19 protein-coding genes are annotated in these 21,742 nt (G+C 69.2%); 8 read left to right on the top strand and 11 right to left on the bottom strand.

Annotated elements, in window-relative coordinates:
- Positions 1–121 precede the first annotated feature (121 nt).
- The gene (locus tag PFX98_RS16180) at positions 122–757 is read left to right on the top strand and encodes a CCXG family PEP-CTERM protein (RefSeq protein ID WP_285231512.1); all 636 of its coding nucleotides are present in this window, start codon (positions 122–124) and stop codon (positions 755–757) included.
- A 16-nt stretch (positions 758–773) separates the two neighbouring features.
- Here PFX98_RS16180 and PFX98_RS16175 read toward each other — a convergent pair whose 3' ends face one another.
- Positions 774–1,310 (bottom strand): hypothetical protein, encoded by a 537-nt coding sequence (locus PFX98_RS16175; RefSeq protein ID WP_285231511.1) that lies wholly within the window; start codon positions 1,308–1,310, stop codon positions 774–776.
- Positions 1,311–1,503: 193 nt separating this feature from the next.
- On the opposite strand from PFX98_RS16175, the gene mfd reads away from it, so the two are divergent.
- Together mfd and serB are read left to right on the top strand one after the other, a co-directional pair.
- Complete coding sequence (mfd, locus tag PFX98_RS16170; protein ID WP_285231510.1) at positions 1,504–4,968, top strand: transcription-repair coupling factor; 3,465 nt, start codon at positions 1,504–1,506, stop codon at positions 4,966–4,968.
- Positions 4,969–4,973: 5 nt separating this feature from the next.
- A complete protein-coding gene (serB, locus tag PFX98_RS16165) occupies positions 4,974–5,684 on the top strand; it encodes a phosphoserine phosphatase SerB (RefSeq protein ID WP_285231509.1) in 711 nt (236 codons plus the stop codon).
- Positions 5,685–5,690: 6 nt separating this feature from the next.
- Here the strand turns inward: serB and PFX98_RS16160 are convergent, their stop codons facing one another.
- The gene (locus tag PFX98_RS16160) at positions 5,691–6,761 is read right to left on the bottom strand and encodes a PEP-CTERM sorting domain-containing protein (RefSeq protein ID WP_285231508.1); all 1,071 of its coding nucleotides are present in this window, start codon (positions 6,759–6,761) and stop codon (positions 5,691–5,693) included.
- Between the two features lie 249 nt (positions 6,762–7,010).
- Here PFX98_RS16160 and PFX98_RS16155 point away from each other — a divergent pair, with 249 nt between their 5' ends.
- A complete protein-coding gene (locus PFX98_RS16155) occupies positions 7,011–7,733 on the top strand; it encodes a substrate-binding periplasmic protein (protein WP_285231507.1) in 723 nt (240 codons plus the stop codon).
- 7 nt (positions 7,734–7,740) lie between these two features.
- Here PFX98_RS16155 and rraA read toward each other — a convergent pair whose 3' ends face one another.
- Genes rraA through PFX98_RS16135 form a run of 4 tightly spaced genes read right to left on the bottom strand, consistent with a single transcriptional unit; the run spans position 7,741 to position 11,490 of the window.
- Positions 7,741–8,241, bottom strand: a complete 501-nt coding sequence (rraA, locus tag PFX98_RS16150) for a ribonuclease E activity regulator RraA (RefSeq protein ID WP_285231506.1) — start codon at positions 8,239–8,241, stop codon at positions 7,741–7,743.
- Positions 8,242–8,260: 19 nt separating this feature from the next.
- Positions 8,261–8,491 (bottom strand): RNA-binding S4 domain-containing protein, encoded by a 231-nt coding sequence (locus PFX98_RS16145; protein WP_285231505.1) that lies wholly within the window; start codon positions 8,489–8,491, stop codon positions 8,261–8,263.
- On the bottom strand, positions 8,478–10,220 hold the full coding sequence (locus tag PFX98_RS16140) for a thiamine pyrophosphate-binding protein (RefSeq protein WP_285231504.1): 1,743 nt from the start codon (positions 10,218–10,220) through the stop codon (positions 8,478–8,480). The genes PFX98_RS16145 and PFX98_RS16140 overlap by 14 nt, the downstream gene beginning before the upstream one ends.
- Before the next feature lie 22 nt (positions 10,221–10,242).
- Positions 10,243–11,490 (bottom strand): MFS transporter, encoded by a 1,248-nt coding sequence (locus tag PFX98_RS16135; RefSeq protein WP_285231503.1) that lies wholly within the window; start codon positions 11,488–11,490, stop codon positions 10,243–10,245.
- 69 nt (positions 11,491–11,559) lie between these two features.
- Here PFX98_RS16135 and PFX98_RS16130 point away from each other — a divergent pair, with 69 nt between their 5' ends.
- A complete protein-coding gene (locus PFX98_RS16130) occupies positions 11,560–12,432 on the top strand; it encodes an AraC family transcriptional regulator (protein WP_285231502.1) in 873 nt (290 codons plus the stop codon).
- A gap of 95 nt (positions 12,433–12,527) precedes the next feature.
- Here PFX98_RS16130 and PFX98_RS16125 read toward each other — a convergent pair whose 3' ends face one another.
- Positions 12,528–13,295, bottom strand: coding sequence for a substrate-binding periplasmic protein (locus PFX98_RS16125; protein WP_285231501.1), 768 nt, complete (start codon positions 13,293–13,295; stop codon positions 12,528–12,530).
- Positions 13,296–13,697: 402 nt separating this feature from the next.
- On the opposite strand from PFX98_RS16125, the gene nadA reads away from it, so the two are divergent.
- From nadA to PFX98_RS16110, 3 genes are all read left to right on the top strand, one after another.
- Positions 13,698–14,798 carry a quinolinate synthase NadA gene (gene nadA / locus PFX98_RS16120; protein ID WP_285231500.1) on the top strand — a complete coding sequence of 367 codons (1,101 nt, stop codon included), beginning with the start codon at positions 13,698–13,700 and terminating at the stop codon, positions 14,796–14,798.
- Positions 14,799–14,916: 118 nt separating this feature from the next.
- Positions 14,917–15,213, top strand: a complete 297-nt coding sequence (locus PFX98_RS16115) for a late competence development ComFB family protein (RefSeq protein ID WP_285231499.1) — start codon at positions 14,917–14,919, stop codon at positions 15,211–15,213.
- A gap of 10 nt (positions 15,214–15,223) precedes the next feature.
- The gene (locus tag PFX98_RS16110; protein WP_285231498.1) at positions 15,224–15,967 is read left to right on the top strand and encodes a substrate-binding periplasmic protein; all 744 of its coding nucleotides are present in this window, start codon (positions 15,224–15,226) and stop codon (positions 15,965–15,967) included.
- Positions 15,968–15,976: 9 nt separating this feature from the next.
- On the opposite strand, the gene nadB is transcribed toward PFX98_RS16110, so the two are convergent.
- The 4 genes from nadB to PFX98_RS16090 all read right to left on the bottom strand — a co-directional run bounded on the left by nadB (position 15,977) and on the right by PFX98_RS16090 (position 21,728).
- Entirely contained in the window at positions 15,977–17,587 is a 1,611-nt protein-coding gene (nadB, locus tag PFX98_RS16105; RefSeq protein WP_285231497.1) for an L-aspartate oxidase, read from the bottom strand.
- A gap of 65 nt (positions 17,588–17,652) precedes the next feature.
- Positions 17,653–18,330, bottom strand: coding sequence for a substrate-binding periplasmic protein (locus tag PFX98_RS16100; RefSeq protein ID WP_285231496.1), 678 nt, complete (start codon positions 18,328–18,330; stop codon positions 17,653–17,655).
- A 100-nt stretch (positions 18,331–18,430) separates the two neighbouring features.
- Positions 18,431–20,485 (bottom strand): phenylacetic acid degradation bifunctional protein PaaZ, encoded by a 2,055-nt coding sequence (gene paaZ, locus PFX98_RS16095; RefSeq protein ID WP_285231495.1) that lies wholly within the window; start codon positions 20,483–20,485, stop codon positions 18,431–18,433.
- 82 nt (positions 20,486–20,567) lie between these two features.
- On the bottom strand, positions 20,568–21,728 hold the full coding sequence (locus tag PFX98_RS16090; protein ID WP_285231494.1) for an ABC transporter substrate-binding protein: 1,161 nt from the start codon (positions 21,726–21,728) through the stop codon (positions 20,568–20,570).
- Positions 21,729–21,742 lie beyond the last annotated feature (14 nt).

Raw genomic sequence — 21,742 nt, 5'->3', positions numbered from 1 at the left:
CCACGGGCGCTCGCATCGGCGCACTCCCCGCGCCTGGGGGGCGGTTCGTGGGTTTCGTCACTGAGATAGGGCGCACGCGGCGACGATACTCGCGCCAAACTTCAACACCAGACCACACACCATGAAGCGCCGCCTGCTCGCCATCGCCTCGTTCGCCATCGCCTGTGGCGCCCAAGCCAGCGTCATCAGCTTCGAGACCGCCACCTCGGGTGCCGGAGCGCAGGCCAGCGCGGCGGCCTATCTCAGCGTCGTGAGCGGCGCGATGGCCGATGCCAGCCATCAGCAAACGGTGCTGAGCCTGTATGACGGCGTGAGCAACCACTCGGTGTTCGGCGGCAGCGTCAGCAACGTGGCTTATATGTCGACCATCGACTTCGGCGTCAGCGATGCCCTGGCCGGCCTGTGGTCGCTGCGCGCCGGGGTCGACTTCGGCCACGGCGGCGCCATATTCCTGGACGGCGTCGCCTTGGGCTACAAGAGCACCGATATGTGGTGGGGCGGCAGCTACGCCGATGTGAACCAGTCCTTCCAGTTCAGCAACGTCAGCATCGCCGCTGGCAGTCATCAGCTCAAGATCGTGGGCCTGGAAGGCTGCTGCGATGGCGGCACGCAGGCGCAGTTCGCCACCAACGGCCGCAGCTTCCAGACCTTTGGTGCCAACGACGGCCTGGTGCAGCGCGTGCCCGAGCCCGGCACCCTGGTCCTGCTGGCGGGCAGCCTGGGGGCCTTTGGCCTGAGCCGCCGCCGCAAGCGCTGAGGCGCGGCGCTTTCGCCTAGATGCCCTTCGCCACCAGGCGCAGCAGCTGGAAATGCACGCCCGCGCTTTTGGGCTGCACTGAGACCATGCGGAAGTCCTTGTCGGTGCCCACCTTGTAGACGCGCGAGCCGGGCTTGGGCGTTTCGTCGCCGCAGCTCAGGGCATCGTCATCGCCGCGCTTGTGCTTCGCCGCGCGCCTGGGCTGGGGCTTGCTGCAATCCAGCACCTCGCCGTACTGCGCCAGGGCGTCCTGGTAGAACGCCGCCACCGTATCCAGCGCATCGCCGCTGGCGAATTTGCGCACCTGCAGCTTGAAGCCGAGGCTGCCACCCCACAGGCCCAGGGTCACGGCCGCCTTGTCGTCGGCCTTGTCGCGCTGCTCGGTCGCGCCCGGGTAGGCGGGCAGACCGATCTCGCTCAGGGAGGCCTGCTCGCGCAATTCGACCCCGGCCTTGAAGCCCTCCGCCTGGGCCGGCAGGGCCACCAGGCAGGCGGCGCTGAGCAGGGCAAGGCCGAGGGTGGGGGCAAACAGATGGCGGCTGGCGCTTGGCATGGTGAGTCTCCTTGACGGGCCCCGCCACCAAGCGGCTGCCCATGGCTGCGCACTCTAGGGAAGATGGCTGCTGGCAGCAGCCGGCTTGCGACCAGCTGCACGCTGCGCGGCATGAGCGGCATGGACGTCGCACAGCGCGGCGTCCCTACAATGGCGCCAGGCCCCGCTTCGGGGCTGAACTCATTTGTGCGCTATGCAGCTGCCCCTGATCTCCCCCGGCAAGAAATTCAACCAGCCTCGCCCCACCGGCTCGGCCGATGCCCTGCTGCTGGCGCGTTTCATCCGCCAGCAGCGCGAGGCCGGCCGGCTCAGCGCCATCGTCACCGCCGAGCCGGGCGATACACAGCGCCTCGAAGACGAGCTCAAGTTCTTCGCCCCCGAGCTGCGCGTGGCGGTGTTCCCCGACTGGGAGACCCTGCCCTACGACACCTTCAGCCCGCACCAGGACCTGATCTCCGAGCGCCTGGCCACGCTCTGGCAGCTGCTGCAGTCGCAGGGCAAGCCCATGGACCAGCGCGAGGTGGATGTGGTGCTGCTGCCCGCCACCACGGCCCTCACGCGCCTGGCACCGCCGAGTTTCCTGGCCGCCACCACCTTCAATTTCAAGCTCAAGCAGCGCCTGGACGAGGCCAGCCTGAAGTCCCAGCTGACCCTGGGCGGCTACAGCCATGTGAGCCAGGTGGTCTCGCCGGGCGAGTACGCGGTGCGCGGCGGCCTGATCGACCTCTTCCCGATGGGCTCGCCGGTGCCCTACCGGGTGGACCTGTTCGGCGACGAGGTGGACTCGATCCGCACCTTCGACCCCGACAGCCAGCGCAGCCTCTATCCGGTGCCCGAGGTGCGCCTTCTGCCCGGCCGCGAGTTCCCGATGGACGAGGCGGCGCGCCAGGCCTTCCGCGCGCGCTGGCGCGAGAAGATGGACGGCGACCCGACCAAGTCGCGCCTCTACAAGGACATGGCCCAGGGCATCGCCACCGCCGGCATCGAGTACTACCTGCCGGTGTTCTTCGAGCAGACCGCCACCATCTTCGACTTTCTGGGCAGCGACTGCGCGCTGGCCCTGCATGGCGAGGTGGACGAGGCACTGAAGCGTTTCTGGACCGACACGCGCGAGCGCCATCGCTTCCTGCAGCACGACCCCGAGCGGCCGCTCTTGCCGCCCGAGGAGATCTTCCTGCCGGTGGAGGACTTCTTCGGCCTCACCCATGCGCATGCGGTGCTGGCGCTGCGCGGCAGCGAGCCGGTGGACTATGCCCGGCCCCTGCCCGATGTGAGCGTGGAGCGCGGCGCGCAGGAGCCGCTGGCGCGCCTGGCCGCGCACCTGAAGAGCACGCCGCACCGCGTGCTGCTGCTGGCCGAGAGCGAAGGCCGGCGCGAGAGCCTCTTGGAGCTGCTGCGCGACAACAAGATCGATCCGCCCTCGGTGTCAGGTCTTGCCGAGTTCGAGGCCTCGGACGAGAAGTTCGCCATCACCGCCGCGCCACTGGCGGCCGGCTTCTTCTGGTACGAGCCGGAGGGTGGCAACGTCATCCAGCTCTTCACCGAGACCGAGCTGTTCGCCACCACGCCGACGACGCGCCGGCGCCGCAAGCAGGAGCAGGTGAGCGACGTCAACGCGCTCATCAAGGACCTCTCCGAGCTCAAGGTGGGCGACCCGGTGGTGCATGTGAATCACGGCATCGGGCGCTACCAGGGCCTGATCAATATCGACATCGGTGACGGCGCTTCCGAGTTCCTGCACCTCGAGTACGCCGACAAGGCCACGCTCTATGTGCCGGTGGCCCAGCTGCACCTGATCAGCCGCTACACCGGCGTGAGCGCCGAGGAGGCGCCGCTGCACCGGCTCGGATCGGGCCAATGGGAGAAGGCCAAGCGCCGCGCGGCCGAGCAGGTGCGCGACACCGCGGCCGAGCTGCTCAACCTCTACGCCCGCCGGGCCGCCCGCGAGGGCCATGCCTTCCGCTATTCGCCGCACGACTACGAGGCCTTCGCCGCCAGCTTCGGCTTCGAGGAAACGCCCGACCAGCGCGCCGCCATCCATGCGGTGATCCAGGACATGATCTCGCCCAAGCCCATGGACCGCCTGGTCTGCGGCGACGTGGGCTTCGGCAAGACCGAGGTGGCGCTGCGCGCCGCCTTCGTCGCGGTGATGGGTGGCAAGCAGGTGGCGCTGCTGGCGCCCACCACGCTGCTGGCCGAGCAGCATTACCAGAACATCGCCGACCGCTTCGGCAAATGGCCGGTGAAGGTGGCGGAGATGAGCCGCTTCCGCTCCGCCAAGGAGATCAAGGCGGCGATGGAGGGCCTGGCCGACGGCACCATCGACATCGTCATCGGTACCCACAAGCTGCTCTCGCAGGAGGTCAAGTTCAACCGCCTGGGCCTGCTCATCATCGACGAGGAGCACCGCTTCGGCGTGCGTCACAAGGAGGCAATGAAGGCGATGCGTGCCGAGGTCGACGTGCTGACGCTCACCGCCACGCCGATCCCGCGCACCCTGGGCATGGCGCTGGAAGGCCTGCGCGACCTCAGCGTGATCGCCACCGCACCGCAGCGCCGCCTCGCCATCAAGACCTTTGTGCGCGCCGAGAGCAGCGGCACCATCCGCGAGGCGGTGCTGCGCGAGTTGAAGCGCGGCGGCCAGGTCTACTTCCTGCACAACGAGGTCGAGACGATCGAGAACCGGCGCCAGAAGCTGGAGGAGCTCTTGCCCGAGGCGCGCATCATCGTCGCCCATGGCCAGATGCCCGAGCGCGAGCTGGAGCGGGTGATGCGCGAGTTCGTGGGCGGCAAGCACAACGTGCTGCTGTGCTCCACCATCATCGAGACCGGCATCGACGTGCCCACCGCCAACACCATCGTGATCAGCCGCGCCGACAAGTTCGGCCTGGCCCAGCTGCACCAGCTGCGCGGCCGCGTCGGCCGCTCGCACCACCAGGCCTATGCCTATCTGATGGTGCCGGACATCGAGGGCCTGACCAAGCAGGCAGCGCAGCGCCTGGAGGCCATCCAGGCGATGGAGGAGCTGGGCTCGGGCTTCTACCTCGCGATGCACGATCTGGAGATCCGCGGCGCCGGCGAGGTGCTGGGCGAGAACCAGAGCGGCAACATGATGGAAGTCGGCTTCCAGCTCTACAACGAGATGCTCTCGGAAGCGGTGCGCTCGCTCAAGGCCGGCAAGGAGCCCGACCTGCTCTCGCCGCTCTCGGCCACCACCGAGATCAATCTGCACGCCCCGGCCCTGCTGCCCGACGCCTATTGCGGCGACGTGCATGTGCGGCTCTCGCTCTACAAGCGCCTGGCCACGGCCGACAAGCCGGCGCAGATCGACGCCATGCTGGAAGAGATCACCGACCGCTTCGGCAAGCTGCCGGCGCAGGGCCAGACCCTGTTTGACACGCACCGCCTGCGCGTGCTGGCCAAGCCCTATGGCGTGGCCAAGATCGACGCGGCGCCCACGGTGATGAACATCAACTTCCGCCCGAATCCGCCCATCGACGCGATGCGCGTGATCGAACTGGTGCAGAAGAACAAGACCATCAAGCTGGTAGGCAACGACAAGCTGCGCATCGACAAGGCGCTGAGCGACCCCAAGGACCGCGCGCAAGCGATCCGCGAGGTGCTGCGCCTCCTCGGCAACCCGATCAAGCAAGACTGACAGATATGCAAGACCTGACCCTCGTGACCCAGGGCTTCACGCCCCCGCTGCGTTTGAGCGACTACAAGCTCGCTGCCTTCGACATGGACTCGACCCTGATCAATATCGAGTGCATCGACGAGATCGCCGATGCCGCCGGCCGCAAGGCCGAGGTGGCGGCCATCACCGAGGCCGCGATGCGCGGCGAGATCAGCGATTTCAAGGACAGCCTGCGCCGCCGCCTCGCCCTGCTCAAGGGCGTGCCCGTCGCGGCGCTGGAGGCCGTGCTGAAGGAGCGCCTGCGCTTCAACCCGGGCGCACGCGAACTCTGCGCCGCGCTCAAGGCCGCCGGGCTCAAGCTGGTGCTGGTGTCGGGCGGTTTCACCTTCTTCACCCGTTACGTCGCCGCCGAGCTGGGCATGGACTGGGTGCGCAGCAATGAACTGGAGATCGTCGACGGCGCCCTCAGCGGCGGCCTGTTGATGCAGGCCTGGGGCGAGATCTGCGACGGCGAGGAAAAGCGCCGCATGCTGCTGCAATGCGCGGCCGACATCGGCGCCCTGCCGGGCGAGTGCATCGCGGTGGGCGATGGCGCCAACGACCTGCCCATGATGGGCGCGGCCGGTCTCTCGGTGGCCTACCACGCCAAGCCCAAGGTGCGGGCGCAGGCCATGGTGGCGATCAACGAAGGCGGGCTGGACCGGCTGCTGAGCCTGTTCCAGCCCCGGGCCGCCTGACAGGGCTTAACGCCGGCGCCGCGCCAGAAAGCCCACCGCCACCAGACCGGCCAGCAACATCGCATAGCTGGACGGCTCGGGCACCTGCGGTGTGAAGCCGCCGCCGTTGTTGCCGAAGTCCCAGTTGGTGTTCTGCGCATCGACGGTGGCGGAATTGAACACGGTGCCAAAGATGCTCACCCCGCCCAGGCCGTCCTGCTGCGCGCCGGAGTCCAGGGAGGCGCCGTAGGGCAACTCGATCGAGCTGATCTTGCCGGTGTTGAAGAAGTCCGCCGTGCCATTAGACCAGGCGGTGTTGTACTGGTAGAGGTCGATCGAGAACGGCGTGCCGTACTGGAACAGCAGCTTCTTGAACACCGTCCTGGAGCCGCTCCAGTCGGGATCGCCGGCCGCCGCGTTGACGTAGAAATCGCTCTGGTAGCTGACGCCGGCGGTGTCGGTGAAGGACGAGTGCGCACGCGCCGTCAGGCTGGCCGAACTCGACCAGTTCGGATCGCTGAGACCCGGGAAGCTGCCATCCACCGTGAGGCCAACCAGGATGGCGCCATAGCTGCCCAAGGGCCGGTCCGCCGTGGGCGCGATATACATCTGCTGGCTCCACGAGGCATAGGCGTAGGCGCTCAGGTTGCTGTTGGGCGAGTTGGCCAGGTTCGCGCCCGCGTCCACGGTGCTGACCTGTATCGCGGTGCGCAGCTTCAGGCCATCGGCCTCGGCCTTGCCCTGGTAGGCAAAGCCGTACTGACCGTTGCTGGTGACGATGTCGTAGATCGGATCGCCGGTGCCGCCATTGCCGGCCGGCACGCTGTAGTTGATGCTGGCCACGCCGGTGGAGGTCTGCCCGGCCTGCAGCCCGCGGTAGTCCGCGGGCAGGTTGAGCTGGAAGCTGACGTCGCCCAGCAAGGGGCTGGAATAGCTGGTGTAGATATAGCCGTAGACCTGCGCATAACTGCTGAAGCTCAGCTCGGGATTGGCACTCACGGCCGATGCGCCCAGCAGGATGGCCAGTGGCAGGGCCACACGCAAGTTCGAACGAGCCGCCATCGAGACCACGCGCAATGCGCCGCAAATGTGCTGCATGCTGAACTCCCTGAGTTTGGTAGGTGCCGGCGCATCCTATGCCTCTTTGCAAGCCGCACGGGCCCCTAAGGCGTGGGACCGACGTCCCCTGTGCGGGCGACGGCTGCAGCGCTGGCGCGCGACCGATCGAGGCCGGCATGCGCCCAGTGCGGCCGGCTTCGCGCCGGCGCAGCACCTTGCCGCTATGCTGGCAGGGCGATGCCAGCCCTCGGAACTACTCGTTTGCGGCCCTGGCGCCCGGAGCAATGGGTGCTGGCAGGCTTGCTGTTCGCGGCCATCGGCGGCGCGACGTGCCGGGCGCAGGCGCCCGAGCGGCCCGAGCTGGTGTTCATCGCGCCCACCAGCAACACCCTGCCGCTGGCGGAATTCGAAGGCAACCGGCTGCGCGCCGGCATTCTGAAGGATCTGGGCGAGGCCATCGCCGCGCGCCTGCAGCGGCGCGCACGCTTTCTGCCCCTGCCCAGCCGGCGCGTGCGCGCGGCCCTGCGCGATGGTGAGGCCGATGGCCTCTGCTATGTGATTCCGGGCTGGCTCGATGGCCAGCACGACTGGAGCAGCGTCGTCATTCCGGACGCCGCGCTGCTGGCCGGCACGCAGCAGGCGCCCGAGCTGGCGCAGTTGCAGGAGCTGGAGGGCCAGGCGATCGGCACGGTGGTGGGCTACCGCTACCCTGAGGTCGAAGCCCTGCTGGGCGCGGGCTTTGTGCGCGACGACGCCCCCACCATGCTGGCCAATCTGCGCAAGCTGGCGGCGCAGCGCCTGCCCTACGCCCTGGCCGAGCGCACCTCGCTGGCCTACTTCCTGCGCCAGCACCCCGAGGCCGGGCTCAGGACCGTGCTGACGCTCGGGCGCATCGACGCGCGCTGCGCCTTTTCACGCAAGGCCAGGCTGCCATTCGGCCAGGTCAACCAGGCCATCGACGACTTGCTCGCCGATGGCTCGGTGGAGCGCATCCTGTCGCGCTATCGCTGAGGGTGGGTCAACGCAGCGCCCGCGCGCTGATCACCACCCCGTCGGCATCGGCATACAGCCATTCGCCCGGCCGTATCCAGCAGCCGTGCAGTTGCAGCGGTAGGTCCGCCGAGCCCTGGCCCTGGCGATCGGTGGGCATGGGCACATGGCCCAGCGCCAGGATGCCAGTCTGGGCCTGGCGCAGCTCGGCCAGGTCGCGCACGCAGCCATGGATCAGCAGGCCGGCCCAGCCGTTGCGCGCCGCCGCCGCCGCCAGATTGCCGCCCAGCAGGGCGCGCCGCATCGAGGCGCCGCCGTCCACCACCAGCACGCGGCCCTGGCCGGGGCTTTCCACTGCGGCCTTCACCAGGCTGTTGTCATCCAGGCAACGCACCGTGCTGATGGGGCCCGCAAAGCTGTCCAGCGCACCATAGCTGCGGTACAGGCCGCCGGGGATGACGCGGAAGTCGCCGCTGGCATCGTTCTTGTGGGCATCGCAGAAGTCGCAGGTCGAGAATGGCTGCGCCATGGGCAGGCCTCCAGATAGGTCAAGCTTGGGTCGGATCGGCCAGCACGCGCACCTGGGCGCCATGCAGGCTCACCACCTGGCCGGCGCGGATCTTGGCGGTCTTGCGTGCCTCGGGCCGGCCATCCACCTGCACCATGCCCTCGGCCACCATCATGCGGGCGCGCCCGCCGCTCTCGGCCAGGCCGGTGGCCTTGAGCAGGCTGTCCAGCGGGATGAACTCACCGCGCAATTCGAAATCAATCTTTTCCATGCCCCGATTGTCCCAGACGCTGGCGTGCCGCCTCGCGGATGCTGCTCAGCGTGGCCCGGCTGGTCGAGACATCGGTGGCCAGGCGCAGATGGATCAGCGTCGGCTTGCCGGCCTGCAGTGCCGCATCCAGCGCCGCCGCGAATTCCTCGGTGCGATCGACGCGTGCGGCGGCCCAGCCATAGGCCAGCGCCAGGGCGGCGAAGTCGGGGTTGAAGAGATCGCTGCCCGAGACCCGCCCGGGGTACTCGCGCTCCTGGTGCATGCGGATGGTGCCGTAGGTACCGTTGTCCACCACCACGCTGATGAGCTTGCGCGCGCCATAGCCGGTGGCGGTGGCGAGCTCCTGCCCATTCATCAGGAAGTCGCCGTCGCCGGCGATATTGACCACCCAGCGCTGCGGGTCCAGCAGGCTGGCCGCCACCGCGGCCGGCAGGCCATAACCCATCGCGCCGCTGGTGGGCGCGAGCTGGGTGCGGCCATGCTGCTGCAGCGCCGGGTATGGATGGAAGCGGTGCAGCCAGCCGCTGTAGTTGCCGGCGCCATTGGTGAACACCGTGCCCTCGGGGCAGCGGCTGGACAGCAGCTTCACCACCTCGGCCATGTCCAGCGGGCTCACCGCCTGCGGCACGAGATTGGACTGGTAGTCGGCATGGGCCTGGGCGGTCCAGTCGCCCCAAGGCAGCGAGGGCGGCGCGGCCAGGGTTTCGAGCGCCTGGGCGGCACAGGACATGCTGGCATTGATGAGCAGATCGGCCGCATAGACGCGGCCCAGCTCCTCCGCGCCGGCGTGGATGTGCACCAGGGTCTGGGCCGGGCGCGGCGCCTGCAGCAAGGTGTAGCCGCCGGTGGTCATCTCGCCCAGGCGCGGGCCGATGGCGATCACCAGGTCGGCCTCGCGCACGCGCGCCGCCAGCTTGGGATTGATGCCGATGCCGACGTCGCCGGCGTACTGCGGATGGCGGTTGTCGAACAGGTCCTGGAAGCGGAAGGCGCAGCCCACCGGCAACGCCCAAGCCTCGGCAAAGCGCTGCAGCGCGGCGCAACTCTCGGGCGTCCAGCCGCCGCCGCCGGCCAGCACGAAGGGGCGCTTGGCGGCCAGCAGCTTCTCGCGCAGATCGGCCAGGGCGGCCGGCGCGGGCCAGGCCTGGGCGGCCTCGGCGCGGGCCAGCACCGGGGCGCTGGTGCTGCGCGTCAGCATGTCCTCGGGCAGCACCAGCACCACCGGGCCGGGCCGGCCCTGCATGGCGGTATGGAAGGCGCGCGCCACATACTCGGGCAGGCGATCGGGGTCGTGCACCTCGCCCACCCACTTGGCCATGCCCAGCGTGCCGGGGCCGAACATCTGGCGGTAATCGACTTCCTGGAAGGCCTCGCGGTCGCGCTGGTCGCTGGCCACCTGGCCGATGAACAGCACCATGGGCGTGGAGTCCTGGAAGGCGGTGTGCAGGCCGATGCTGGCATTGGTCGCGCCGGGGCCGCGCGTCACGAAGCAGATGCCGGGCCGGCCCGTCAGCTTGCCCTGGGCCTCGGCCATGAAGGCCGCCCCGCCCTCCTGCCGGCAGGCGATGAAGCGAATCTGTTCACGATGCTCGTGAAAGCCGTCCAGCACGGCCAGATAGCTTTCACCGGGCACGCCGAAGGCGCTGTCCACGCCCTGGGCGATGAGGGCCTCGACCAGCGCATGGCCGGCCAGTCGGGACGAGGGGGTGTTGGGGGTAGTCGTCGTCATGCCGGCGACTGTAGCGCCGGCTTCAGGCGCTTTTCCTGCGGACAAGCCCCACCATGCTGGCCGCCATGATGCCCATCAACAAAGCGATCGCCGCGCCGTAGAAGATGCCGCCCGCCAGGCCGCGGTCCATCAGCGCGCCGAAGATCGGTGCGGCCACCGCGAAGCCCACGTCCAGGCCCGAGTACACCGTGCCATAGACACGGCCGGTGGCGCCGGGCGGCGCCGCGCGCTTGATCAGCATGTCGCGCGAGGGGCCGGCCAGGCCGGTGCCGAAGCCCGCCAGCGCGGCGACGCCGGCGGCCAGCAGGGGCGGCAGCAGGCCGGTGGCGGCCAGCACCAGGGCCAGGGCCGCGCCCGCCATCGCGATCGAGATATTGCGCTCCAGGCTGGCCGAGCGCGCCACCCAGAAGCCGCCGATGAACATGCCCAGCGCGCCGCTGAGCATATAGCCCGTCACCACGAAGGCGGTGGCCTTGATCGGCAGGCCGTAGAGGCTGGCCAGGGCCGGGCTGGCAAAGCTCTGGATCGCGCTCAGCGCCGCGGTGGTGAAGAAGAAGAAGGAGAAGCACAGCCACACCGAGGGCAGGCGCAGAAAGGCCATCGGGTGCTCCTCCTTGAGCGCCGCGGCGCCGGCCTTCTCATGCGCCCACTCGCCCTGGGCATCGTCAATGGCGTCGCGCTTGAGCGCCAGCAGGCCCATCACCACCAGCGCCACCAGGGCCGTGCCCAGGTAGGCGACACGCCAGTTGCCGCTCAACTCGGCAATGCCGATGGAGAACACCGGCGCGATGGCCCAGCCCAGATTGCCCGAGATGCCATGCACCGAGAAGGCATGGCCCAGGCGCGGCGGCGAGACGCGCTTGTTGAGGATGGTGAAGTCCACCGGATGGAAGGGCGAGTTGCCCAGGCCGGCCAGCGCCGCGGCCAGCATCAGGCCCATGAAACCGCCGGCCAGGCCCGCCGCCACCGAGGCCAGCACGAAGCAGCCGAGCGCGGCGAACAGCACCGGGCGCGCGCCGGTGCGGTCCACCAGAAAGCCGGCCAGGGCCTGGCCGATGCCGGAGATCACGAAAAAGGTGGTGACCAGGAGGCCCAGCTCGGAATAGCTCAGGCCGAAGTCGCGGATGAAGGCCGGGAACAGCGGCGGCAGCAGCATGTGGAAGAAATGCGAAGTGCCATGCGCCAGGCCGATCAGGACTATGGTGCTGAAGTCCTTGCGCGCGGCCTCGGCCGCGGCCGGCAGGGAGAGGGTTGCGGTATGCGTCGTCATGGCCACGATATTGGCAGGATGAACGCGGCCGGGTTGCGATAGTTCGCCAATTTCTGTTGAAATCCGGCCATGAGCCCAGTCAAGCCCCGCCAAACCCCGCCCCGCCCCGCCCCGCCGCGCGCGCGCACCAGCGTGCCGCCCCTGGACCCGCTGCGCTATGCGCCAAGCATGGAGCGGCCGGTGCGCGCCAAGGCCCGGCTGATGGCGCACCACATGGACATCCAGGCCCATCACCACGATTGGGGCCAGCTGGTGTTCTCGATCAATGGCGTGGTGCGCGTCAACACCGCGCACGCCACCTTTCTGGTACCCCCCTCGCGCGCGGTGTGGATACCGCCGCGCGTGGTGCATGCGGTGACGGCGGTGGAACGCTGCGACCTGCGCACGCTCTATCTGCATGGCAGCGCGGGCGAGGCCGGCGGGGCCCAGGGTGTCTGGGCCGACTGTCGGGTGCTGGAGGTGTCGCCGCTGCTGCGCGAGCTGGTGTTGCAGCTGGCTATACACCCGGAGGATCCCGAGGGCCCCGCCACCACGCCGCAGGACCAGGCACGCGAGCGCTGCATTGCCAGCCTGGTGCTGGACGAACTCGGCCGCGCCAGCAGCCTGCGCCTGGGCGTGGACCTGCCGCAGGACGCGCGCCTGCGCAAGCTCTGCGAGGCCGTGCTGGCCAACCCGGTGCGCCATGCCGCACTGGCCGACTGGGCCGCCGAGGTGGGGGCCAGCGAGCGCACCATCTCGCGCCTGTTCCGCGAGCAGCTGGGCAGCAGCTATGCGCAATGGCGCTCGCAGGCGCTGCTGGCCCATGCCCTCGCGCTGGCGGCGCGCAAGCGCCCGATGAGCCTGATCGCGGCCGAACTGGGCTATGGCAGCGCCAGCGCCTTCACCGCCATGGTCAAGCGCACCGTCGGCATGCCGCCGAGCCGCTTCTTTGCCGAGGCCTGAATCAATCGTGAGCCCCCACGCTCACTTCGTTTCACTGCCCCCCGCGGGGGCTTCAGCCGCCTTGAGGCGGCTCGGCGGCGGCTGAGCCGCGGCGCTCAGCGATAGCGCGCCTGGGTGTCGCGCCAGGCCGCGCTCTTGGCCACCCGGTTGACCGCGCCCAACAGGCGCTCGGCACTCAGCTGGGTGCGCTCGGCCAGCAGGCAATGTGTGCTCACCGAGTCCACCGTCTGCAGCACGCGCAGCTGCTTGTCGGCCGGCAGGCTTTTGTTGAAGGCCACCGCCGTGTAGCGATTCGCCACCGCCAGCGCGGTACGGCCGCGCAGCAGCTTTTCCAGCACGCTTTCCTGCGTGGGCGCCTCGTCGGCCTGCAGATGGCCCTTGGCCAGCCAGGGCGCCAGGCTGGGGTAGTGATAGTCCACCACCACGCCCAGGCTGAGCTGTCGCGCGGCCTCCAGGTCGACCTGGCCGTTCTTGAGCGGGCCGGCAAAGGTCGGGCCGGCCAGCAGCACATCGTCCAGCGCCAGCAGCGGCAGGCTCCAGCGCGCCGCCGGCGGCACCTTGGCGAACCAGCGCGGGCTGACGAAGCAATGCATGTCGATCTTGCCCTCGGCCAGCGCTGCGTCGACGCGGCGCGGCGGCAAGGGGATGTAGACCGCCTCGGCCTTGGCCTCGCGCGCAATCTGCTCCATCAGCTCGTAGAGCAGGCCGCCGCGCAGCTCGCCGTCCTGCACCAGCGAGAACGGCGGCGCCCAGGCCTGACCCAGCGCGAAGCGGATCTGCTCGGCCGCCTGGGCTGCCGCGCCCAGGCAGAGCAACAGCAGGCAGGCGCACAGGCGCAAGGGCCATGAGCGGCTTGGGCGCATGCCTGGCTTCGACGGTATGGGCTCCCCCTCACTTCGCATGGGCGACAGTCTAGCCTCAGAGGCTGTGAAGCAATGGCTTGTGCCCGCGTGAGGCCCCCAAAGGGGTCCAATCTAGGCGCCGACGCGCAGTCGTGCTGTACGCCCGACAAGCGTTGGCAACAACGAGTGGGCGCCTTTGGGGGCCTCACCCTGCGGGCCGGGGGGTCCCAGGGCGCAGGCGGGCGTTGCAGCCCTGGCCCGGGCGCGAGCCCGGGCGGCGGCCTGCGCCTACTCCCGCACCCTGGGATCCCCCGGCGCGGGCGCAATCCATTACTTCACAGCCTCTGCCAGGGTTTGCCCTGCTGGGCTACCATGGCGACCCGGCCCCGCAGGGCTCAGAGTGCAAGCGCAAGCGCAAAGAAGATGGATCAGGTTCTCTACGACTACACCCGCCAGGATGCCGAAGGCCAGAGCTGCACGGCCCATGCCTGGGCCAAGGTGCCCGCCCCGCTCAACAAGCCGCAGCGCGAGGCCCTGAAGCAGCGCGCCGCCGAACTGCTGCGCGCCCACAACGCCGTGCTGGTGGCGCATTTCTATGTGGACGGCGACTTGCAGGACCTGGCCCTGGCCACCGGCGGCTGCGTGTCTGATTCGCTGGAAATGGCGCGCTTCGGCCGCGACCATCAGGCCAGCACCCTGGTGGTGGCGGGCGTGCGCTTCATGGGCGAGAGCGCCAAGATCCTCAGCCCCGAAAAGCGCGTGCTGATGCCCGACCTGGACGCCACCTGCTCGCTCGACCTGGGCTGCCCGGCCGACGACTTTGCGGCCTTCTGCGACGCCCACCCCGACCGCACCGTGGTGGTCTATGCCAACACCAGCGCGGCGGTGAAGGCGCGCGCCGACTGGATGGTCACCAGCTCCTGCGCGCTGGACATCGTCAGCGAGCTGAAGGCGCGTGGCGAAAAGATTCTGTGGGCACCGGACCGGCACCTCGGCCGCTACATCCAGGAGCAGACCGGCGCCGACATGCTGATGTGGAACGGCGCCTGCATCGTGCACGACGAGTTCAAGGGCCTGGAGCTGGAGCTGCTACGCGAGAAGCACCCCGGCGCGCTGATCCTGGTGCACCCTGAGTCGCCGCAAAGCGTGGTGGCCCAGGCCGACGTGGTGGGCTCGACCTCGGCGCTGATCAAGGCGGTGGTGGAAGGCAAGGCGCAGGAGTACATCGTCGCCACTGACAACGGCATCCTGCACCGCATGCGCCAGCTGGCACCGGGCAAGACCCTCATCGAGGCCCCCACCGCCGGCAACAGCGCCACCTGCAAGAGCTGCGCGCATTGCCCCTGGATGGCCATGAACGGCCTGCAAGGCCTGGTGGATTGCCTGGCGCATGGCGCGGGCGAGATCCTGGTGGACGAGGCCACGCGCGTGAAGGCGCTGACCTGCATCACCCGCATGCTGGACTTCACCGCCGCGCGCCGCGCGCAGGCGGCCGGCCTGGTGCCGGGCATCGGCGCCGCCTAGCGTTCGCTCGCCCTAGGACAAGCCCCCAGCGAATAAGCCCGTCGGGGGCTTTCTTTTTGTCCGCTAGGGCGGCTATAAACGTTCTATCGTTCCTGCCCACAACCCTGGGGACAACACCATGCAGACGGTCGACTTCACCTCGCTCTACAACCACCACGAACGCGAGGTCTTCGCCGCCGTGATGCAAGAGGCACCCCGCTTCCCGGCCATCGAGGCCGACGACGATCTGCTCTGCGACGTGGCCTGCGTGGCGCTGAACCGCCTGCCGCCGCGCTACATCCGCCACGCGGTGGATTTCTCCTTCTACCTCACCGAGCCCGAGCGCCTCGAGACCGATGCCGCCATCGCCGAAGCGGTGAGCTATGCCTTCAACTTCGTGCAGGCCCGCACCGCGCTACGCGCCAAGAAGCGCTAGCCCGCGCGGCGTGCCAGCGCTGCGCACCGCGTCATGGCTGGTGGCGGCGCTCATCTGCGCCGCGGCGCAGGCACAGCAGGCGCGCATCGTCTACGCCGACTACCGCCCCTACAGCTGGCCGGAGGCCGGCCGGGCGGCCGGCATCGAAGTGGAGATTGCCGAGGAGCTGTTCGCGCGCCGCCTGGGCCTCAAGACCCAGCATCAGATCCAGCCCTGGGCGCGCGCCCAGGCCGAGGTGGCCGCCGGCAAGGCCGACGCCTTCTTCGCCAGCAGCACGCCGGAACGGCTGGAATACGCGCGCCGGGTGGGCGAGCCGCTGCTGGCCTCGCAGGTCAGCGCCTTCATGCGCCAGGATGCGGAGCCTCCGCCCGCGGGGGTTTCGCTCACCCCCACCCGGCTGTGCGCCTACCGGATCGCCGCGGTGCGCGGCAACAGCTGGGTCAAGACCCACCTGGGCTGCGGCGACTACAGCCCCGCCAGCAGCACCGAGGGCCTGGTGCGCATGCTGATGCTGGCGCGCATCGACATGGTGATCGAGGACCGGCTGGTGTTCCTGGATGCGACGCAGCGCCTGCAGCCGGACGTGCAGTTCCGCGAGCATGCGCTGGGTTTCGGCAGTGCCCCGATCTACCTGCTGCTGGGCAAGCGCTCGGCCCTGCTGCCGCTGCTGCCGCGCATCGAAGCCGCGCTGGCCGCGATGCAGAAGGACGGCAGCCTCCAGGCCATCCTGCTGCGGCACAGCGCCGCGCCCTGATGCCCCGGCTCAGAGCTTGCGCAGCCCGCGCTCGGCGATCAGCACGGTCGGGAAGCTGACCGGCAGCGTGCGCGGGTAGTCGCGGCTGAAATGCAGGCCGCGGCTCTCGTGCCTGAGCAGCGCCGAGCGCACGATCAGCTCGGCGCAATCCACCAGATTGCGCAGCTCCAGCAGATCGCGGTTGACGCGGAAGTTGGCGTAATAGTCGTCGATCTCGCTGCGCAGCAGGGCAATGCGGTGCAGCGCGCGCTCCAGACGCTTGGTGGTGCGCACGATGCCCACGTAGTTCCACATCAAGAGGCGCAGTTCGTCCCAGTTGTGGGCGATCACCACCTGCTCGTCGGCGTCCTCCACCTGGCTTTCGTCCCAGGCCGGCAGCGGCGCGGGGTCAAGTCTTGCCTGGCCGAGGATGTCCTCGGCGCAGGTCTGGCCCAGCACCACGCATTCCAGCAGCGAATTGCTGGCCAGGCGGTTGGCGCCGTGCAGGCCGGTATAGGCGGTCTCTCCCACCGCGTAGACGCCCGGCAGATCGCTGCGGCCCAGCAGGTCGGTGACCACGCCGCCGCAGGTGAAGTGCACCGCCGGCACCACGGGAATAGGCTCGCGCGCGATGTCGATGCCCAGCGCCAGGCAGCGCGCATGGATGGTGGGGAAATGCTCCTTCAGGAAGGCCTCGCCCAGGTGGGTGGCGTCCAGCCACACATGGTCCAGGCCATGCTTCTTCATCTCGAAGTCGATGGCGCGGGCGACGATGTCGCGCGGCGCCAGTTCCAGGCGCTCGTCATGCGCGGCCATGAAGCGGGTGCCATCCGGCAATTTGAGATGCCCGCCCTCGCCGCGCAGCGCCTCGGTGATCAGGAAGCTGCGCTCCTGCGGGTGGTAGAGGCAGGTCGGGTGGAACTGGATGAACTCCATGTTCGCCACCCGGCAGCCGGCGCGCCAGGCCATCGCGATGCCGTCGCCGGTGGAGGTGTCGGGGTTGGTGGTGTAGCGGTAGACCTTGCCGGCGCCGCCGGTGGCCAGCACCACGGCGCGCGCCGCCAGCGTCTCGACGCGCTTGGTGTCGATGTCCAGCGCATAGATGCCGTAGCAGCGAGGTTCCTCCTCGCGCTGCACGTGGCGCGAGGTGATCAGGTCCAGCGCCATCCAGCGTTCGCGCAGGCTGATGTTGGGATGGGCCTTGGCGGCGGCCAGCAACTGGTCGTGGATGGCCTTGCCGGTGGCGTCGGCGGCGTGGGCGATGCGGCGCACCGCATGGCCGCCCTCGCGCGTCAGGTGCAGGCCCAGCGGGCCGTCGTCGTCGGGGGTGAAGGGCACGCCCTGCTGCACCAGCCACTCCACCGCCTGCGCGCTGCGCTCGGCGATGAAGCGCGCCGTGCCCTCGTCCACCAGGCCGGCGCCGGCGTCCCGGGTGTCGCGCACATGGCTCTCGATGCTGTCGTCGCGCCCCAGCACGCCGACGATGCCGCCCTGCGCCCAGGCGGTGGCGGCCTCGGTCAGCTCGCGTTTGGCCAGCACCACCACGGGCACCCGGTCGGCCAGATGCAGGGCCACCGTCAGACCGGCCAGCCCGGCCCCGACGATCACCACCGGGGACGCATTCGTATCAGCAGCATGCATGAGAAGGGCTTCCTGGCCAGCCGGGCCGCGACAACAAGAGGGCCTGATTCTATGCAGCGCTGCTCTCAGTAACCGGACAGCACGTCATCCTGCACCTTCTGGATGAAGCGCTCTTGTTCCAGCTCACGCATCGCCGCCGTGAGTCGCGGCAACAGGTGCTCGTGCTTCCTGTTCAGGTAGTGGAACACCGGAAAGGCCGCCAAGGCGGGCTGCAGCACGCGCACGCCGTTGAACTGATGCTGGCGCAGGCTGGCCAGACCGGATATGCGGTTGGCCAGCACGAGCTCGGTGCGCCCCAGCTCCAGCTTGGTAAACGCCTGCTGCAGGGTGGCCACCGTCTCGATCTGCATGCCCACGGTGTTCTCTTCGATGACCTTGATGCCCTTCACGAAACCCAGCTTGTAGGGCCGCAGGCTCTCCCAGCCGCGCACATTGAACTGGCGCGCCTTGCTGAACACCACGATCTCGTACTGCTGCAGGGCCACCGGCACCATCAGCAGATTGGGGTAGGCCTTGTCGATGCCGGCGCGGCGGTAGAGCTCGCCATCGGTATCGCCGCTGTTGGCGCTCAGCAGCGAGCGCTCGCCGGGCATCGCCTTCACCTCCAGCTCGCGGCCGATGCGCCGGTAGGCCTCGCGCAGGATGCGCTCGGCGACGGTGGTGGCCGGGTCGGGATCCAGCAGCGTGGAGACCTGCATCAAGACCTGACCCCAGGCCGGCCCCAGGGGCAAACCGAGCGTCATTGCGGCGAGGGCTGATCTGCGATTGAGCATGCTGGCTGCCTATGGGAGACAGCCTAGCACAGCGCCGCCGCGCCGCAACTGCGCGGTGCCGCGGCGGTGCTCAGGCCGCTTTCTTCGCCACCAGGGTCAGGATGTCGTAGCTCGCCACCAGCTCGCCGCGCTGGTTCAGCACCTGCACGTCCCAGGCCACCACGCCCTGCGGCGGCTGGTCGGGGCGGTTGCCGCGGTCGATGCGGCGCTTGCAGGTCAGGCGCGCCTGGATGGTGTCGCCGATCGCCACCGGATTGACGAAACGCAGGGTGTCCAGGCCGTAGTTGGCCAGCACCGGGCCGGGCGCGGGCGAGACGAACAGGCCGGCCGCGGCGCTGAGCACGAAGTAGCCATGCGCGATGCGCTGGCCGAACTGCGTGTCCTTGGCCGCGATCTCGTCGAAGTGCATGTAGAAGAAGTCGCCCGAGATGCCGCCGAAGTTGACGATGTCGGCCTCGCTCACGGTACGGCGATGCGTCAGCAGCGAATCGCCGATCTGGATCTCTTCGAAGTACTTGCGGAAGGGGTGGACGGCGTCTTCCTGCACCTTGGCGCCACGCTGGTATTCGCCGGTGATGGCCGTGATCATGGTGGGCGAGCCCTGCACCGCACAGCGCTGCAGGTAATGCTTGACGGCACGGATGCCGCCCAGCTCCTCGCCCCCGCCGGCGCGGCCCGGGCCGCCATGCTTGAGCTGCGGCAGCGGCGAGCCGTGACCGGTCGACTCCTTGGCGGCTTCGCGGTCCAGCACCAGCAGGCGGCCGTGGAAGGCGGCGGCGTGATAGACCGCCTGGGCGGCGATCGCCGGCGTCTTGGTGACCACCGAGCCCACCAGGCTGCCGCGGCCCTTGGCGGCCAGCTGCAGCGCCTCGTCCAGCTCGGTATAGGGCATCAGGGTGGAGACCGGGCCGAAGGCCTCGACCTTGTGCACCGTCTCGTTGGCAAAGCCGTCGCGGCACAGCAGCAGGGTGGGCGCGAAGAAGGCGCCCTCGGCCACGCCCTCGCCCACCGGTGCAAAGCCGTCGCGCTCGCCCAGCACGATCTCGTTGCCGGCGGCCAGCAGCGCCAGGCGCTCGGCCACATCGCTCTGCTGGGCCTTGGAGGCCAGCGCACCGATGCGCACGCCGTCCACCGCCGGGTCGCCGACCTTGAGCTTCTTCAAGCGATCGCGCAGCGCCGCGGCCACCGCGTCGATGTGCTTGGCCGGCACGATGGCGCGGCGGATGGCGGTGCATTTCTGGCCGGTCTTGGCGCTCATCTCGCGCGCCACTTCCTTGATGAAGAGCTCGAACTCGGGATCGTCCGGCGTCACGTCGGGGCCCAGGATGGCGCAGTTCAGGCTGTCGGCCTCGCCGTTGAAGGGCACCGAGCGACGCACCAGGTTAGCGTTCACGCGCAGCATCGCGGCGGTGTCGGCCGAGCCGGTGAAGGTGACCACATCGGTCTCCTCCAGGCGGTCGAGCAGATCGCCCGAGCCACCCACGATCAGCTGCAGCGCGCCGGCCGGCAGCAGGCCCGATGCATGGATCAGGCGCACGCAGGCCTCGGCCACATAGGAGGTGGCGGTGGCCGGCTTGACGATGCAGGGCATGCCCGCCAGGAAGCTGGGCGCGAATTTCTCCAGCATGCCCCACATCGGGAAGTTGAAGGCGTTGATGTGCACCGCCACGCCGCGCTTGGGCACGAGGATGTGCGAGCCGATGAACTGGCCCTCCTTGCCGAGCTGGATGGCCGGGCCCTCATGCACCACATTGCTGGAGGGCAGCTCGCGCCGGCCCATGCTGGCGTAGGCGAACAAGGTGCCGATGCCGCCCTCGATATCGATCCAGTTGTCCGAGCGCGTGCCGCCGGTGTGGGCCGAGATCGCGTAGAGCGTCTCCTTGCGCTCCATCAGATGGGTGGCCAGCGCCTTCAGCAGGGCCGCGCGCTGCTGGTAGTCCAGCTTCAGCAGCGCGGGCAAGGCCTGACCCCGGGCATAGGCCAGGCTCTCGCCGAAGTCGATCGCGTCGGCATGGGTGAGCGCCACCGGCCGGCCGTTCACGGCGCTGTGCAGGGCACGCGCGGCGGTCTGGCCGATCCAGCGGTTGGCAATCAGGCTTTGCAGGATGGGAGGGGTGGCGCTCATGGCAAACCTCGTTCGTTTCGGAGTCAGGATGAAAGGCGGGCCCTCGCGGGCCCGCTCAGACAGGCGCAGCGCGCGGGAGGGATCAGGGCTGGTATTTCCAGCCGCCGTTCTCGATCTTGACCATCACGCGGGCGCGCTGGTCCAGACCCAGGTGGTCCTTGTCAGACATGGTGAACACGCCATGCGCGCCGGGCAGTTCCTTGACGGCCTCCAGCGCGTCGCGCAGCGCCGCGCGGAAGGCCGGCGTGCCGGGCTGGGCCTTCTTCACGGCGGCGGGAATGGCCGCCTGCAGCAGCAGGCCGGCATCCCAGGCATGGCCGCCGAAGGTCGAGACATTGCCCTTGCCGAAGGCGGTTTCGTACTTGGCCACATAGTCCAGCGCGCTCTTCTTCACCGGGTGGTCGGCCGGCAGCTGATTGGCCACCAGCACCGGGCCCGAGGGCAGCAGCGTGCCTTCCACATCCTTGCCGCCGACGCGCAGGAAGTCGTTGTTGGCCACGCCATGGGTCTGGTAGTACTTGCCGGCGTAGCCGCGTTCCTTGAGGGTCTTCTGCGGCAGCACGGCGGGCGTGCCCGAGCCGGCGATCAGGATCGCATCGGGCTTGGCGGCCACCAGCTTCAGCACCTGGCCGGTCACCGAGGTATCGGTGCGGTTGTAGCGCTCGGCCGCCACCACATTGATGCCCTTGATGGCGGCGATCTTGGTGAACTCCTGGTACCAGCCCTCGCCATAGGCGTCGGCAAAGCCGATGAAGCCGGCCGTCTTCACGCCGCTGGCGGCCATGTGCTGGACGATCGCCAGGGCCATCATGATGTCGTTCTGCGGCGTCTTGAAAACCCAGCGCTTCTTCGCGTCCACCGGCTCGACGATGCGCGCCGAGGCGGCCATCGAGATCATCGGCGTGCTGGCCTCGGAGACGGCATCGATCATCGCCAGCGAGTTGGGCGTGACGGTGGAGCCGATCACCACGTCCACCTTGTGCTCGGTGATGAGCTTGCGGGTGTTGGCCACCGCGGTGGTGGTGTCGGAGGCATCGTCCAGCACGAAGTAGTTGACCTTCTGGCCGGCGATGGTGGCGGGCAGCAGGCTCAGCGTGTTCTTCTCGGGAATGCCCAGCGAGGCGGCCGGCCCGGTGGCCGAGACCGTCACGCCCACATTGATGTCGGCCCAGGCCTGGCCCAACAGGGTCAGGCCGGCCGCCAGGGCCAGCAGGGACTTCTTCAGAATCAGCTTGCGTTGCATCGTCTTGTCTCCGT

Origin of the sequence: Paucibacter sediminis (assembly GCF_030254645.1) — a bacterium.
GTDB lineage: Bacteria > Pseudomonadota > Gammaproteobacteria > Burkholderiales > Burkholderiaceae_C > Paucibacter_B > Paucibacter_B sediminis.
This window is presented reverse-complemented; position numbering and strand designations above follow the sequence as displayed.

Coding starts and splice junctions, on each gene's coding strand:
- PFX98_RS16180 (WP_285231512.1), top strand. CDS start 122: ATGAAGCGCCGCCTGCTCGCCATCGCCTCGTTCGCCATCGCCTGTGGC.
- PFX98_RS16175 (WP_285231511.1), bottom strand. CDS start 1,310: ATGCCAAGCGCCAGCCGCCATCTGTTTGCCCCCACCCTCGGCCTTGCC.
- mfd (WP_285231510.1), top strand. CDS start 1,504: ATGCAGCTGCCCCTGATCTCCCCCGGCAAGAAATTCAACCAGCCTCGC.
- serB (WP_285231509.1), top strand. CDS start 4,974: ATGCAAGACCTGACCCTCGTGACCCAGGGCTTCACGCCCCCGCTGCGT.
- PFX98_RS16160 (WP_285231508.1), bottom strand. CDS start 6,761: ATGCAGCACATTTGCGGCGCATTGCGCGTGGTCTCGATGGCGGCTCGT.
- rraA (WP_285231506.1), bottom strand. CDS start 8,241: ATGGCGCAGCCATTCTCGACCTGCGACTTCTGCGATGCCCACAAGAAC.
- PFX98_RS16145 (WP_285231505.1), bottom strand. CDS start 8,491: ATGGAAAAGATTGATTTCGAATTGCGCGGTGAGTTCATCCCGCTGGAC.
- PFX98_RS16140 (WP_285231504.1), bottom strand. CDS start 10,220: ATGACGACGACTACCCCCAACACCCCCTCGTCCCGACTGGCCGGCCAT.
- PFX98_RS16135 (WP_285231503.1), bottom strand. CDS start 11,490: ATGACGACGCATACCGCAACCCTCTCCCTGCCGGCCGCGGCCGAGGCC.
- PFX98_RS16130 (WP_285231502.1), top strand. CDS start 11,560: ATGAGCCCAGTCAAGCCCCGCCAAACCCCGCCCCGCCCCGCCCCGCCG.
- PFX98_RS16125 (WP_285231501.1), bottom strand. CDS start 13,295: ATGCGCCCAAGCCGCTCATGGCCCTTGCGCCTGTGCGCCTGCCTGCTG.
- nadA (WP_285231500.1), top strand. CDS start 13,698: ATGGATCAGGTTCTCTACGACTACACCCGCCAGGATGCCGAAGGCCAG.
- PFX98_RS16115 (WP_285231499.1), top strand. CDS start 14,917: ATGCAGACGGTCGACTTCACCTCGCTCTACAACCACCACGAACGCGAG.
- nadB (WP_285231497.1), bottom strand. CDS start 17,587: ATGCATGCTGCTGATACGAATGCGTCCCCGGTGGTGATCGTCGGGGCC.
- PFX98_RS16100 (WP_285231496.1), bottom strand. CDS start 18,330: ATGACGCTCGGTTTGCCCCTGGGGCCGGCCTGGGGTCAGGTCTTGATG.
- paaZ (WP_285231495.1), bottom strand. CDS start 20,485: ATGAGCGCCACCCCTCCCATCCTGCAAAGCCTGATTGCCAACCGCTGG.
- PFX98_RS16090 (WP_285231494.1), bottom strand. CDS start 21,728: ATGCAACGCAAGCTGATTCTGAAGAAGTCCCTGCTGGCCCTGGCGGCC.